Here is a 13,556-nt window from a genome sequence, read left to right on the forward strand (position 1 = left end):
CACCGTCGACGCGGTGTCCCCCTCCTCATGAGGACACTGGGACACATTCGACGATGTACGACCTCTTCTTCCGCCTGTTCTTCCAGCGGATGGACCCGGAGCGGGCGCACCACCTCGCCTTCCGCTGGATCCGCCGGGTGGCGAGCGTGCCGGTACTGCGCACCTTCGTCGCCGCCGTCCTGGCCCCCCGCCACCGGGAACTGCGCACCGAGGCCCTCGGACTGCGCCTGCACAGCCCTCTGGGGCTCGCGGCCGGGTTCGACAAGAACGCCGTCGGCATCGACGGCATGGCCATGCTCGGCTTCGACCACGTCGAGATCGGCACGGTGACGGGCCGGCCGCAGCCCGGCAACCCCCGGCAGCGGCTGTTCCGGCTGGTGCCCGACCGGGCCCTGATCAACCGCATGGGCTTCAACAACGAGGGCTCGCTCGCCGTCGCCGCCCGCCTCGCCTCCCGCACGCCCGTCTTCCGCACGGTCGTCGGGGTCAACATCGGCAAGACCAAGGCGGTCCCCGAGGCGGAGGCGGTCGCCGACTACGTGACGTCGGCGGAGCGCCTGGCGCCGCACGCCGACTACCTCGTGGTCAACGTCTCCTCCCCGAACACGCCCGGACTGCGCGACCTCCAGGCCGTCGGTCACCTGCGCCCGCTGCTGACCGCCGTGCGCGAGGCCGCCGACCGGGCCGTCCCCGCGCGCCGCGTCCCGCTGCTGGTCAAGATCGCGCCGGACCTCGCCGACGAGGACGTCGACGCGGTCGCCGACCTGGCCGTGGAACTCGGCCTGGACGGCATCATCGCCACCAACACCACCATCGCCCGCGACGGGCTCGGCCTGCGCTCCGACGAGACGCTCGTGCAGGAGACCGGCGGCCTGTCCGGCGCCCCGCTCAAGGAGCGCTCCCTTCAGGTGCTGCGACGGCTGTACGCGCGTGTGGGCGACCGGATCACCCTCGTGGGCGTCGGCGGCGTCGAGACCGCCGAGGACGCCTGGCAGCGCATCCTGGCCGGTGCCACCCTCGTCCAGGGTTACAGCGCGCTCGTCTACCGGGGCCCCTTCTGGTGCCGGGGCCTGCACAAGGGGCTGGCCGCCCGGCTGCGCACCAGCCCGTACCCCACGCTCGCCGACGCGGTGGGCGCCGACGTGAGGAGCACGACATGAGCGTACTCGACCCCTTCGGCCTGCGGCTGCGCCGGGCGATGGACGCGCGCGGCCCGCTGTGTGTCGGCATCGACCCACACGCCTCCCTGCTGGCCCAGTGGGGCCTGAACGACGACGTCGCAGGCCTGGAGCGGTTCAGCCGCACCGTCGTCGAGGCGGTCGCGGACCGGGTGGCCGTGCTGAAGCCGCAGAGCGCGTTCTTCGAGCGCTTCGGATCCCGGGGCGTGGCCGTGCTGGAGCGGACGGTGCGCGAGGCCCGGGAGGCCGGCGCCCTGGTCGTGATGGACGCCAAGCGCGGCGACATCGGCTCCACCATGGCCGCCTACGCCGAGTCGTTCCTGCACAAGGACGCCCCGCTGTTCTCCGACGCGCTCACCGTCTCCCCGTACCTGGGCTACGGCTCGCTCGCCCCGGCCGTCGCGCTGGCCCGGGAGAGCGGCACCGGGCTGTTCGTGCTGGCGCTGACGTCCAACCCGGAGGGTCACGAGGTGCAGCACGCGGTGCGCGCCGACGGACGCACCGTCGCGGCCACCGTGCTGGGGCACCTCGCCGCCGAGAACGCGGGCGAGGAGCCGCTGGGCTCCTTCGGCGCGGTGGTCGGCGCCACGCTCGGCGACCTCGCGGAGTACGACCTGGACATCGGCGGACCGCTGCTCGCGCCCGGCATCGGCGCGCAGGGGGCCACGGCGGCCGACCTGCCGGCTGTGTTCGGCAGCGCGGTGCGCAACGTCGTGCCGAACGTCAGCCGGGGAGTGTTGCGCCACGGTGCCGACGTCGTCGCTCTGCGTGACGCCGCGGACCGGTTCGCGGAGGAGATCAGGACCGCGGTGGCGTCCGCGTGAGCTCCCGACAAGGGGTTCTCGGGAGGCCGGTGACCTGGATACACCCTTGGATCGCGTGCAATATGTCCCTTATGTCCGCTCTCGCAAAGGCTGACCTGGACTTTTCCGCTGTTCTCGCTGACTCTGGCCGAGTTGGCCGCTAGTCTCCGACGCAGAGTAAACGGGCAAGCGTGTTGCTCGTGGCTCCCCAGGTGTGGGGCGACTAGGTTCCTCACCGGTCCGTATCCGACAGTTCGACATCCGAGGTGACGTAGGCGTGGCTCTTCCGCCCCTTACCCCTGAACAGCGCGCAGCCGCGCTCGAAAAGGCCGCCGCGGCTCGCCGGGAGCGGGCCGAGGTCAAGAATCGACTCAAGCACTCCGGCGCCTCCCTCCACGAGGTCATCAAGCAGGGCCAGGAGAACGACGTCATCGGCAAGATGAAGGTCTCCGCCCTGCTCGAGTCCCTGCCCGGCGTCGGCAAAGTCCGTGCCAAGCAGATCATGGAGCGTCTGGGCATCTCCGAGAGCCGCCGCGTGCGGGGTCTCGGATCCAACCAGATCGCGTCCCTGGAGCGGGAGTTCGGCAGCACCGGCTCCTGAGTCCCGGGCACTGAGGGATTCCTGGAATAATCGCCGTATGGCAGCAACACCCCGGGGGACGTCCCCCGAACCCCCGGACGCACGTCCGCGGCTGACCGTGCTCTCCGGCCCCTCCGGGGTCGGCAAGAGCACGGTCGTCGCCCATATGCGCAAGAAACACCCCGAGGTCTGGCTCTCGGTGTCGGCGACGACCCGCAAGCCCCGCCCCGGCGAACAGCACGGCGTCCAGTACTACTTCGTCACCGACGAGGAGATGGACAAGCTGATCGCCAACGGCGAGCTGCTGGAGTGGGCCGAATTCGCCGGCAACCGCTACGGCACGCCCCGCGCGGCCGTGCTGGAGCGCCTGGAGGCGGGTGTGCCCGTCCTCCTGGAGATCGACCTCCAGGGCGCCCGGCAGATCCGCGAGACCATGGGCGAGGCCCAGCTGGTGTTCCTGGCCCCTCCCTCCTGGGAGGAACTGGTGCGCCGGCTCACGGGCCGGGGCACCGAGTCGCCCGAGGTGATCGAGCGCCGTCTGCTGGCCGCGAAGACGGAACTGGCGGCGGAGCCGGAGTTCGATACGACCCTGGTCAACACCTCCGTCGAGGACGTGGCCCGCGAGCTGCTAGCCTTGATGAACGTCGAGTGATCCTGAGCGATCGTTCAGTGATCGTCCGAACAGCATCTTTCCCATCCATCGGAAGGTAGAGCGTGTCCTCTTCCATCTCCGCGCCCGAGGGCATCATCAACCCGCCGATCGACGAGCTCCTCGAGGCCACGGACTCGAAGTACAGCCTCGTGATCTACGCGGCCAAGCGGGCCCGCCAGATCAACGCGTACTACTCGCAGCTCGGTGAGGGTCTCCTCGAGTACGTCGGTCCCCTCGTCGACACGCACGTCCACGAGAAGCCGCTCTCGATCGCGCTGCGCGAGATCAACGCGGGACTGCTGACCTCCGAGGCCGTCGAGGGCCCCGGTCAGTAGGCAAGCACCAGGTGCAGCGTCCAGCTGACCTCACTCCAGACCCGGCAGGCCGCCTGCCGGGTCTGTGGTGTGTCATGGGGTCGTACGTTTTCCGGATCGGGGAGTGACGGTGGACAAGCCGAAGGTCGTCCTGGGCGTCAGCGGCGGCATCGCCGCCTACAAGGCGTGCGAGCTGCTGCGGCGGCTGACCGAGTCGGGACACGACGTCCGCGTCGTGCCCACCGCCTCCGCGCTGCACTTCGTCGGCGCCGCCACCTGGTCCGCCCTGTCCGGGAACCCGGTGTCCACCGAGGTGTGGGACGACGTCCACGAGGTTCCGCACGTGCGCATCGGCCAGCAGGCCGACCTGGTCGTCGTCGCCCCCGCCACGGCCGACACGCTCGCCAGGGCCGCCCACGGACTCGCCGACGACCTGCTCACCAACACCCTGCTCACCGCCCGCTGCCCGGTGGTCTTCGCCCCCGCCATGCACACCGAGATGTGGGAGCACCCGGCCACCCAGGACAACGTGGCGACCCTCCGCGCGCGCGGCGCCGTCGTCGTCGAACCGGCCGTCGGCCGCCTCACCGGCGTCGACACCGGCAAGGGCCGGCTGCCCGACCCGGCGGAGATCTTCGAGGTCTGCCGCCGGGTCCTCGCCCGCGGCACCGCCGGACCCGACCTCGCCGGACGGCATGTCGTCGTCAGCGCCGGAGGCACCCGCGAGCCGCTGGACCCCGTCCGCTTCCTCGGCAACCGCTCCTCCGGCAAGCAGGGCTACGCCCTCGCCCGCACCGCCGCCGCGCGGGGCGCCCGGGTCACCCTGGTCGCCGCCAACGCCGCCCTGCCCGACCCGGCCGGGGTGGACGTCGTCCCCGTCGGCACGGCCCTGGAACTGCGCGAGGCGGTGATCCGGGCGGCCGCGGACGCCGACGCCGTGGTCATGGCGGCCGCCGTCGCCGACTTCCGCCCGGCCGCCTACGCCGCCGGGAAGATCAAGAAGAAGGACGGCCAGGAGCCGGAGCCGGTCGCCCTGGTGCGCAACCCCGACGTACTGGCCGAGATCGCCGCCGACCGGGCCCGGCCCGGACAGGTGATCGTCGGCTTCGCCGCCGAGACCGACGACGTCCTCGCCAACGGCCGCGCCAAGCTCAAGCGCAAGGGCTGCGACCTGCTCGTGGTCAACGAGGTGGGCGAGCGCCGCACCTTCGGGTCGGAGGAGAACGAGGCCGTGGTGCTGGGCGCCGACGGCAGCGAGACACCCGTCCCGCACGGCCCCAAGGAAGCCCTGGCCGACACCGTCTGGGACCTGGTCGCCGGACGGCTGGCCTGACCGCGCGCGGGCGGGCCCGACGTCACCCGAAACGCTCCGTGTGCGGGCGTGGCGCCTCTGGTCAATGACCCCCGGCTGCGGGCAGAATGCCCGTGCCGCAGGTCACAGCGCTCCCGAGAGGCGAGACAGGGAGGCCCGCGGCGGAGCGCGACCGATAAACTGTCCGACGGACGGCGCCGGGTGCAGCCCCCGCCGTCCGCCAATGATCAGCCAGCAGCCGCTGCAACCCCAGGGAGCATTGTGTCCCGTCGTCTGTTCACCTCGGAGTCCGTGACCGAGGGTCACCCCGACAAGATCGCTGACCAGATCAGCGACACCATCCTCGACGCCCTCCTGCGTGAGGACCCCACCTCGCGCGTCGCCGTCGAGACCCTGATCACGACCGGTCTGGTGCATGTGGCCGGTGAGGTCACGACCAAGACGTACGCGGACATCGCGACGCTGGTCCGCAACAAGATCCTCGAGATCGGCTACGACTCGTCGAAGAAGGGCTTCGACGGGGCCTCCTGCGGCGTCTCGGTGTCGATCGGCTCGCAGTCCCCGGACATCGCGCAGGGCGTCGACACGGCCTACGAGACCCGCGTCGAGGGCGACGACGACGAACTGGACCGGCAGGGCGCCGGCGACCAGGGCCTGATGTTCGGCTATGCGACGGACGAGACGCCGACGCTGATGCCGCTGCCCGTCTTCCTCGCGCACCGCCTGGCCAAGCGCCTGTCCGACGTGCGCAAGAACGGCACGATCCCCTACCTCCGCCCCGACGGCAAGACCCAGGTCACCATCGAGTACGACGGCGACAAGGCCGTCCGGCTGGACACCGTCGTGGTCTCCTCCCAGCACGCCAGCGACATCGACCTGGAGTCGCTGCTGGCCCCCGACATCCGCGAGTTCGTCGTGGAGCCGGAGCTGAAGGCGCTGCTCGACGAGGGCATCAAGCTGGACACGGAGAACTACCGTCTGCTGGTCAACCCCACCGGACGCTTCGAGATCGGCGGCCCGATGGGCGACGCCGGCCTGACCGGCCGGAAGATCATCATCGACACCTACGGCGGCATGGCCCGCCACGGCGGCGGCGCCTTCTCCGGCAAGGACCCGTCCAAGGTGGACCGCTCCGCGGCGTACGCGATGCGCTGGGTCGCGAAGAACGTGGTGGCGGCCGGTCTGGCCGCGCGCTGCGAGGTCCAGGTGGCGTACGCCATCGGCAAGGCGGAGCCGGTCGGGCTGTTCGTGGAGACCTTCGGCACGGCCAAGGTCGACCCCGACCGGATCGAGCGGGCCATCGACGAGGTCTTCGACCTGCGTCCGGCCGCGATCATCCGCGACCTGAACCTGCTCCGCCCGATCTACTCCCAGACCGCCGCCTACGGCCACTTCGGCCGTGAGCTGCCCGACTTCACCTGGGAGCGGACCGACCGCGTCGACGAGCTGCGCAAGGCCGCCGGGCTGTAACCGGCCCTCCCGCTCCGCCCGGGCCCGGCACCCCTCCGACGGGGTGCCGGGCCCCGCTCGTCGCCGCCGGAGCGCTTCCGGGACCGCCTGCGGGCGCCCGGCTGTCGGTGCCGTTTGGTAAGAATGCAAGCGTGAGCAGCGAGAACGGACAGGCGGACGGCGATGCGCGGGACGCACCACCGCCGGAGCAGCTCGCGCTCATCCGGGAGACCGTCCGCGCGGCGCGCGTGCCCCGGGCCAAGCCGCGGACCTGGCGGGGCGCCGCCCTGGCCGGCGAGCTGCCGGTCGCCCGGGTCCTCGTCGACAAGGGCGTCCTCCACCTCGACCGCTACTTCGACTACGCCGTGCCCGAGGAACTCGACGCCGACGCGCAGCCGGGTGTCCGGGTCCGCGTGCGGTTCGGCGCCGGACGGCACCGGGTGCGCGACGGGCGGCGCGAGGGCGGCGGGCTGATCGACGGCTTCCTCGTCGAGCGCCGCGCCGAGTCCGACTACTCCGGGCCCCTCGCCGCCCTCGCCCAGGTCGTCTCGCCCGAACCGGTGCTCAGCGAGGAACTGCTCGGTCTCGCCCGAGCCGTCGCCGACCGGTACGCGGGCAGCGTCGCCGACGTCCTCCAGCTCGCGGTGCCCCCGCGCAACGCCCGCGCCGAGAAGCGCCCCTCGCCCGACCCGCTGCCGCCCCCCGAGACACCCGGGCCGGGCTCCTGGGCCCGCTACGAGCAGGGGCCGGGGTTCCTGCGGGCGCTGGCCGCAGGAGGCGCCCCACGGGCCGTGTGGAACGCGCTGCCGGGACCGGAGTGGAGCGAGGAACTCGCCCGGGCCGTCGCCGCGACCCTGTCCTCCGGACGCGGTGCCCTCGTCGTGCTGCCGGACGGCCGCGCCGTCGCCCGCCTCGATGCCGCGCTCACCGCCCTCCTCGGGGACGGCCGGCACGCGGTGCTCACCGCCGACGCCGGACCCGAGAAGCGGTACGCGCGCTGGCTCGCGGTCCGCCGGGGCGCGGTGCGCGCGGTCATCGGCACCCGGGCCGCGATGTTCGCCCCCGTGGCCGGCCTCGGCCTCGTCGCCCTCTGGGACGACGGCGACGACAGCCACAGCGAGCCGCACGCCCCCCAGCCGCACGCCCGGGAGGTCCTGCTGCTGCGCGCCGCTCAGGACGGCTGCGGCTTCCTGCTGGGCAGCTGGAGCTGCACCGTGGAGGCCGCCCAGCTGGTCGAGACGGGCTGGGCCGGCCCCCTGGTCGCCGGGCGCGACCGGGCCCGCTCCGCCGCCCCCCTGGTGCGGACCGTCGGGGACACCGACCTCGCCCGGGACGAGGCCGCCCGCGCCGCCCGGCTGCCCACGCTCGCCTGGCAGGCGGCCCGCGAGGGCCTGCGGCACGGGCCGGTCCTGGTGCAGGTGCCCCGGCGCGGCTACGTGCCGCGGATGGCCTGCGCGAACTGCCGGGCACCGGCGCGCTGCCGGCACTGCTCCGGGCCCCTGGAGGCACCCGGCTCCGGCGACCTGCGATGCGGCTGGTGCGGGCGCGAGGAGGGCGGCTGGCACTGTCCGGAGTGCGGCGGCTTCCGTCTGCGCGCCCAGGTGGTCGGGGCGCGGCGGACCGCGGAGGAACTGGGCCGGGCCTTCCCCGCGGTGCCGGTGCGGACCTCGGGACGCGAGCAGGTCCTGGACACGGTGCCCGGCTCGCCCGCGCTGGTGGTGAGCACCCCGGGCGCCGAACCGGTCGCCGAGGGCGGGTACGCGGCGGCGCTGCTGCTCGACGGCTGGGCCATGGTGAACCGTCCCGACCTGCGGGCCGGCGAGGACGCCCTGCGCCGCTGGATCGGCGCCGCCGGCCTCGTCCGGCCGCAGTCGGCGGGCGGCACGGTGGTGGTCGTCGCCGAGCCCACGCTGCGGCCGGTGCAGGCCCTGGTGCGCTGGGACCCGGTGGGGCACGCCCTGCGGGAGCTGTCCGAGCGCGCCGAACTGGGCTTCCCGCCGGTCTCCCGGATGGCGGCGGTGGCGGGCCCGCCGGAGGCGGTGGCGGCGTTCCTGGCCGGCGTCGAACTCCCCGCCGAGGCCGAGGTCCTCGGCCCGGTCCCGCTGCCCGTCACCCCGCCGGGGCGCCCCCGCCGCCCCGGGGCGCCGCCGCCGGGCGAGCACTGGGAACGGGCCCTGATCCGCGTCCCCCCGGGCCGCGGCGCCGCCCTGGCCCACGCCCTGAAGACCGCCCAGGCCGCCCGCACGGCCCGCGCCGGCGCCGACCCGGTCTGGGTCCGCATCGACCCGCCGGACATCGGCTGAGGTGCGGTTCCGGTGGAAGCGGCGCAGGGCCGGCGTCCTTGTCCACGAGGTGGATGACGCACACCGCCACCGCGATCAGCAGCGCCGGGTCCGCGTCCTCGCGCACGACGTCGACGCCGTACGTCTCCCGCACGGCGCGCACCGGTGGCGACCCGGCGTGGATCGGCATGGGCCCGCCGGTCTTGGGCTGAGGCCCGGGTCGGATGGAGCGGTGCGGGCCGTCGGCCGGCGGGCCGGTCCCGTTCGCCTGCCGCGGGTGCCGCGGTGGAGTGATGCCGGCCGTCGGGTGGAATCCGGGGGCCGTCCGCGTGCGGGACCCGGGCCGCCGTGGACACCGGCGCCCTCCCGGCGGCCCGCACGGCGCGCACCGGTGGCGACCCGGCGTGGATCGGCATGGGCCCGCCGGTCTTGGGCTGAGGCCCGGGTCGGGTGGAGCGGTGCGGGCCGTCGGCCGGCGGGCCGGTCCCGTTCGCCTGCCGCGGGTGCCGCGGTGGAGTGGTGCCGGCCGGCGGGGTGCGGTCCGGGGAATGTCCGTGTGCGGGACCCGGGCCCCCGGCGCCCCTGCCGGCGGGTGCGCCCGCCTGGCCGGCGCAGGCGGCGACCGGTCCGGGTCGGCATCCGGCCCGCCGGACATCGGTGAGGCCCGGGTCGGGCGGAATCGGCGCCTGCCGGGGGAGTCGTGGCGCGGGCCGGCCTCGGCCCTGTGGGGGGTGTCGCCCAGAGAGCGCCGCCGCGTACCGCCGACCGTCGGGGTGGAGTCCGGGCACTGTCCGCGTGTGCGGGCTCCGGCCCGACACGCCGCCGCCCTCCCGGCGCTGGGGGCGGGGAGGGCGGGGTGCCTGGGGGCGGCGTCAGCCGTTGCGGGGGCCGGGGAAGGCGGTGGGGCGGGGGTCCTCGCGCAGGGCGGGGCTGCCTGCCGTGGGCTGGGTGGGCATGGAGCGGGCGGCGGGGACGGACGGGACGCCCGCGCCCACGTTGACCGTGCGGGTGCCGGAGGGCTCCGCGGTGTGCTCCGCGGGCTCGGCCGGCGCGGCCTGCGCGGGCGTCCGGCGGGCACCGTAACGGCGGTGCACGGCCTGCTTGGTGACGCCGAGTGCGGAACCCACCGCGTCCCACGAGAAGCCCAGGGAGCGGTCGAAGTCGACGGCCGCCGTGACCAGCGTCTCGACGCTGTCCCGCAGTTCCTGGGCGAGCCGGACGGTGGGGGCGGGCGCCCGCCCGTAGACGACGAAGCCCGTGGAGGGGCCCGGGCGGCGTGGGCGGTAGACGTTGCCCAACTGGGCGGTGAGGGTACGCAGTGCGTCCACCTGCCGGCGGACCCGCTCGATGTCCCGCACCAGCAAGTGCAGGCTGGCCCGAGCCTGGGCGTCGTGGGTTGCGTGGTCGGCCATGAACAAGCCTCTCGAACCGGCGTTGAAAGGGAGGGCCCGCCTCGGGCCCGGTGTGGTCAACTCTTTCTTGACCAACGCCGATCCGCCCGGCGGGTCACGGGGGCCCCGGTCTTCGGCCCAGGAATTTTTCCCCGCCCGCGCCCGCGAAGCCGCACGCCGGGGCCCCTTACCGCACCTTTCTGCCGGGGTTTCTCCCGGTCCGGTTCACTCGTCTCGGTGAGGGGCCCGGACCGCTCCCGCCATAGACTGGTGCGCTGCCCGCCGTCCCCGCCCGAGAGGCCCGAACCACCCCATGAAGCTGGTCTTCGCCGGCACCCCCGAGGTCGCCGTTCCCGCCCTGGACGCTCTTCTCGCCTCCGGACGGCACGAGGTGGCCGCCGTCGTCACGCGACCCGACGCGCCGGCCGGACGGGGCCGCAGGCTGATCGCCTCTCCCGTCGCCGAACGGGCCGCCGACGCGGGCATCGAGGTGCTGAAGCCCGCCAAGCCGAAGGACCCGGAGTTCCTGGAGCGGCTCGCGCGGATCGCGCCGGACTGCTGCCCCGTCGTCGCCTACGGCGCCCTGCTGCCCCGCGCCGCGCTCGACATCCCCGCCCGGGGCTGGGTCAACCTGCACTTCTCGCTGCTGCCCGCCTGGCGCGGTGCCGCGCCCGTGCAGCACGCCATCATGGCGGGCGACGAGATCACCGGCGCGTCCACCTTCCTCATCGAGGAGGGCCTCGACTCCGGGCCGGTGTACGGGACGGTCACCGAGGAGATCCGCCCCACCGACACCAGCGGCGACCTGCTCACCAGGCTCGCGTTCGCCGGGGCCGGGCTGCTCGCCGCCACGATGGACGGCATCGAGGACGGCACCCTGCACGCCGTGCCGCAGCCCGCCGAAGGCATCAGCCACGCCCCCAAGGTGACCGTCGAGGACGCCCGCGTCGACTGGCGCACCCCGGCGCTGCGCGTCGACCGGGTGGTGCGCGGCTGCACGCCCGCGCCGGGCGCCTGGACCACCTTCCGGGGCGAGCGGCTCAAGCTGGTCCAGGTCGCCCCCGCGCCCGACCGCACCGACCTGGCGCCCGGGGAGCTGTCCGCGGCCAAGAACAACGTGTACGCCGGCACCGGTTCCCACGCCGTGGAGCTGCTGTGGGTGCAGGCCCAGGGCAAGAAGCCGATGCGGGCGGCGGACTGGGCGCGCGGGGTGCGCATCGGCGCGGGGGAGACCGTCGGCGCCTGACCCCGCGGACCCCGGCGGCCGGCCACGACGGCGTAGGCTGGAGCGCGCACTTCACCCCACACCCGGAGCACCCTTTTCCGTGAGCGACCAGCCCCGTCGGCCCCGCCGGACCGGCAAGCCGTACCGTAGGCCCCAGAAGGACCCCGTCCGCATCCTCGCCTTCGAGGCCCTGCGGGCCGTTGACGAGCGGGACGCCTACGCCAACCTCGTCCTGCCGCCGCTGCTGCGCAAGGCGCGCGAGAAGGGGGAGCTGGACGCCCGGGACGCGGCGCTCGCCACCGAGCTGGTGTACGGCACGCTGCGCCACCAGGGCACCTACGACGCCGTGATCGCGGCCTGCGTCGACCGGCCGCTGCGGGAGGTGGACCCGCCGGTGCTCGACGTGCTGAGCCTCGGCGCGCACCAGCTGCTCGGCACCCGGATCCCGGCGCACGCCGCCGTGTCCGCGTCCGTCGAGCTGGCCCGGGTGGTGCTCGGCGACGGACGGGCCAAGTTCGTCAACGCCGTACTGCGCAAGGTCGCCCGGCAGGACCTCGACGGCTGGCTGGAGCAGGTCGCGCCGCCCTACGACGCCGACCCCGAGGACCACCTCGCCGTCGTCCACTCGCACCCCCGCTGGATCGTCTCCGCGCTGTGGGACTCCCTCGGCGGCGGCCGGGCCGGCATCGAGGACCTGCTGCGGGCCGACAACGAGCGTCCGGAGGTCACCCTGGTGGCCCGCCCCGGCCGCGCCACGACCGGCGAACTGCTCGACGAGCAGGCCGCCGTGCCGGGACGCTGGTCCCCGTACGCCGTGCGGCTGGCCGAGGGCGGGGAGCCCGGCGCCGTGCCGGCCGTGGCCGAGGGCCGGGCCGGGGTGCAGGACGAGGGCAGCCAGCTGGTGGCCCTCGCGCTCGCCCACGCGCCCCTGGACGGCCCGGACCGGTTCTGGCTGGACGGCTGCGCGGGCCCCGGCGGCAAGGCCGCGCTGCTCGGCGCGCTCGCCGCCGAACGCGGTGCCGTGCTGCTCGCCTCCGAGAAGCAGCCGCACCGGGCCGGCCTGGTCGCCCGGGCGCTGGCCGGGAACCAGGGCCCGTACCAGGTGATCGCCGCCGACGGCACCCGCCCGCCGTGGCGGCCCGGCAGTTTCGACCGGGTGCTGGTCGACGTGCCGTGCACCGGACTCGGGGCCCTGCGCCGCCGCCCCGAGGCGCGCTGGCGGCGCCGCCCCGCCGACCTGGACGGCTTCGCGCCCCTCCAGCGCGGACTGCTGCGCACCGCCCTGGAGTCCGTACGGGTCGGGGGAGTGGTCGGCTACGCGACCTGCTCGCCGCACCTCGCCGAGACCCGGGCCGTCGTCGGTGACCTGCTGAAACAGTTCCCGGAGACCGAGCTCGTCGACGCCCGCCCGCTGCTGGGGGACCTGCCCGGCCTGGGGGAGGGGCCCGACGTACAGCTCTGGCCGCACCTGCACGGGACGGACGCGATGTACCTGGCGTTGATCCGCCGGACCGGCTGACCCCGCCCCGTCCGTGCCCGCCCTCGCCCGCCCGGCGCGGGCCCCGTCCGGCGGGCGAAAGGTGCCGGGAACCGGCAGAGGTCTGGACCGGCGGGAGCCGGGCGGGCCGGGCATGGCAGGCTTGGTGCATGGCCGCGCAGATCAACCCCAGCATCCTGTCCGCCGATTTCGCCCGCCTCGCGGACGAGGCGAGGGCGGTCGAGGGAGCCGACTGGCTCCACGTCGACGTCATGGACAACCATTTCGTCCCCAATCTCACGCTCGGCGTGCCGGTCGTGGAGTCGCTCGCCCGCGCGACGGACACGCCGCTGGACTGCCACCTGATGATCGAGGCCCCCGACCGGTGGGCGCCCCAGTACGTGGAGGCGGGCGCCGGCTCGGTCACCTTCCACGTCGAGGCCGCCGCCGCGCCGGTCCGGCTCGCCCGCGAGATCCGCGCCAAGGGCGCCCGGGCCTCCATGGCGCTCAAGCCCGCGACGCCGGTCGAGCCGTACGAGGACCTGCTGCCCGAGCTGGACATGCTGCTGATCATGACGGTTGAGCCGGGCTTCGGTGGGCAGGCATTCCTCGACATCATGCTGCCGAAGATCCGCCGCACCCGTGAGCTGATCCGCAAGCACGGCCTTCAGCTGTGGCTGCAGGTCGACGGCGGGGTGTCGGCGGCCACCATCGAGCAGTGCGCGGACGCGGGCGCCGACGTCTTCGTCGCCGGGTCCGCCGTGTACGGGGCCGAGGACCCGGCCGAGGCGGTCCGTGCCCTGCGCGACCAGGCGGAGGCCGCCACGGGCAAGGCGTCCTGGGCGTGCGACCACTGAGCGTCCGGGGCGTGAACGGCAGCCAGCAGGACCCAT

13 protein-coding genes are annotated in these 13,556 nt (G+C 74.6%); 12 read left to right on the top strand and 1 reads right to left on the bottom strand.

The genetic code is table 11. The features are described 5' to 3' along the window. Positions 1–53 precede the first annotated feature (53 nt). The 9 genes from ACIRPP_RS16720 to ACIRPP_RS16760 all read left to right on the top strand — a co-directional run bounded on the left by ACIRPP_RS16720 (position 54) and on the right by ACIRPP_RS16760 (position 8,782). Complete coding sequence (locus ACIRPP_RS16720; RefSeq protein WP_403642865.1) at positions 54–1,160, top strand: quinone-dependent dihydroorotate dehydrogenase; 1,107 nt, start codon at positions 54–56, stop codon at positions 1,158–1,160. Next, positions 1,157–2,002 (top strand): orotidine-5'-phosphate decarboxylase, encoded by an 846-nt coding sequence (gene pyrF, locus ACIRPP_RS16725; RefSeq protein ID WP_403642868.1) that lies wholly within the window; start codon positions 1,157–1,159, stop codon positions 2,000–2,002. The genes ACIRPP_RS16720 and pyrF overlap by 4 nt, the downstream gene beginning before the upstream one ends. A 256-nt stretch (positions 2,003–2,258) precedes the next feature. Further along, positions 2,259–2,582, top strand: a complete 324-nt coding sequence (locus ACIRPP_RS16730; RefSeq protein WP_003977346.1) for an integration host factor — start codon at positions 2,259–2,261, stop codon at positions 2,580–2,582. A 37-nt stretch (positions 2,583–2,619) separates the two neighbouring features. Next, positions 2,620–3,213, top strand: a complete 594-nt coding sequence (gmk, locus tag ACIRPP_RS16735) for a guanylate kinase (protein ID WP_403642873.1) — start codon at positions 2,620–2,622, stop codon at positions 3,211–3,213. 62 nt (positions 3,214–3,275) lie between these two features. After that, entirely contained in the window at positions 3,276–3,548 is a 273-nt protein-coding gene (gene rpoZ / locus ACIRPP_RS16740) for a DNA-directed RNA polymerase subunit omega (RefSeq protein WP_004933985.1), read from the top strand. 109 nt (positions 3,549–3,657) lie between these two features. Then, positions 3,658–4,860, top strand: coding sequence for a bifunctional phosphopantothenoylcysteine decarboxylase/phosphopantothenate--cysteine ligase CoaBC (gene coaBC, locus ACIRPP_RS16745; protein ID WP_403642876.1), 1,203 nt, complete (start codon positions 3,658–3,660; stop codon positions 4,858–4,860). Positions 4,861–5,100: 240 nt separating this feature from the next. Then, a complete protein-coding gene (gene metK, locus ACIRPP_RS16750; protein ID WP_403642879.1) occupies positions 5,101–6,309 on the top strand; it encodes a methionine adenosyltransferase in 1,209 nt (402 codons plus the stop codon). 131 nt (positions 6,310–6,440) lie between these two features. After that, positions 6,441–8,591: a primosomal protein N' gene (locus tag ACIRPP_RS16755; RefSeq protein WP_403642882.1), complete on the top strand. Its 2,151-nt coding sequence runs from the start codon at positions 6,441–6,443 to the stop codon at positions 8,589–8,591. 53 nt (positions 8,592–8,644) lie between these two features. After that, the gene (locus ACIRPP_RS16760) at positions 8,645–8,782 is read left to right on the top strand and encodes a hypothetical protein (protein WP_403642884.1); all 138 of its coding nucleotides are present in this window, start codon (positions 8,645–8,647) and stop codon (positions 8,780–8,782) included. 660 nt (positions 8,783–9,442) lie between these two features. Here ACIRPP_RS16760 and ACIRPP_RS16765 read toward each other — a convergent pair. Beyond that, positions 9,443–9,982, bottom strand: a complete 540-nt coding sequence (locus tag ACIRPP_RS16765; RefSeq protein WP_403642887.1) for a hypothetical protein — start codon at positions 9,980–9,982, stop codon at positions 9,443–9,445. A gap of 292 nt (positions 9,983–10,274) precedes the next feature. On the opposite strand from ACIRPP_RS16765, the gene fmt reads away from it, so the two are divergent. The 3 genes from fmt (at position 10,275) to rpe (ending at position 13,520) form a co-directional block, all read left to right on the top strand. After that, on the top strand, positions 10,275–11,207 hold the full coding sequence (fmt, locus tag ACIRPP_RS16770) for a methionyl-tRNA formyltransferase (protein WP_403642889.1): 933 nt from the start codon (positions 10,275–10,277) through the stop codon (positions 11,205–11,207). A gap of 79 nt (positions 11,208–11,286) precedes the next feature. Further along, positions 11,287–12,705: an RsmB/NOP family class I SAM-dependent RNA methyltransferase gene (locus ACIRPP_RS16775; RefSeq protein ID WP_403642891.1), complete on the top strand. Its 1,419-nt coding sequence runs from the start codon at positions 11,287–11,289 to the stop codon at positions 12,703–12,705. Positions 12,706–12,833: 128 nt separating this feature from the next. Beyond that, positions 12,834–13,520 (top strand): ribulose-phosphate 3-epimerase, encoded by a 687-nt coding sequence (gene rpe, locus ACIRPP_RS16780; protein ID WP_403642894.1) that lies wholly within the window; start codon positions 12,834–12,836, stop codon positions 13,518–13,520. Positions 13,521–13,556 lie beyond the last annotated feature (36 nt).

Source organism: Streptomyces sp. NPDC101219 (assembly GCF_044767675.1).
In the GTDB taxonomy this organism is placed as follows: Bacteria; Actinomycetota; Actinomycetes; order Streptomycetales; family Streptomycetaceae; genus Streptomyces.

What these genes read in the sequence shown, in the direction of transcription:
- pyrF (WP_403642868.1), top strand. Translation starts at nt 1,157, where the DNA reads ATGAGCGTACTCGACCCCTTCGGCCTGCGGCTGCGCCGGGCGATGGAC.
- ACIRPP_RS16760 (WP_403642884.1), top strand. Translation starts at nt 8,645, where the DNA reads ATGACGCACACCGCCACCGCGATCAGCAGCGCCGGGTCCGCGTCCTCG.
- gmk (WP_403642873.1), top strand. Translation starts at nt 2,620, where the DNA reads ATGGCAGCAACACCCCGGGGGACGTCCCCCGAACCCCCGGACGCACGT.
- ACIRPP_RS16720 (WP_403642865.1), top strand. Translation starts at nt 54, where the DNA reads ATGTACGACCTCTTCTTCCGCCTGTTCTTCCAGCGGATGGACCCGGAG.
- fmt (WP_403642889.1), top strand. Translation starts at nt 10,275, where the DNA reads ATGAAGCTGGTCTTCGCCGGCACCCCCGAGGTCGCCGTTCCCGCCCTG.
- ACIRPP_RS16765 (WP_403642887.1), bottom strand. Translation starts at nt 9,982, where the DNA reads ATGGCCGACCACGCAACCCACGACGCCCAGGCTCGGGCCAGCCTGCAC.
- rpe (WP_403642894.1), top strand. Translation starts at nt 12,834, where the DNA reads ATGGCCGCGCAGATCAACCCCAGCATCCTGTCCGCCGATTTCGCCCGC.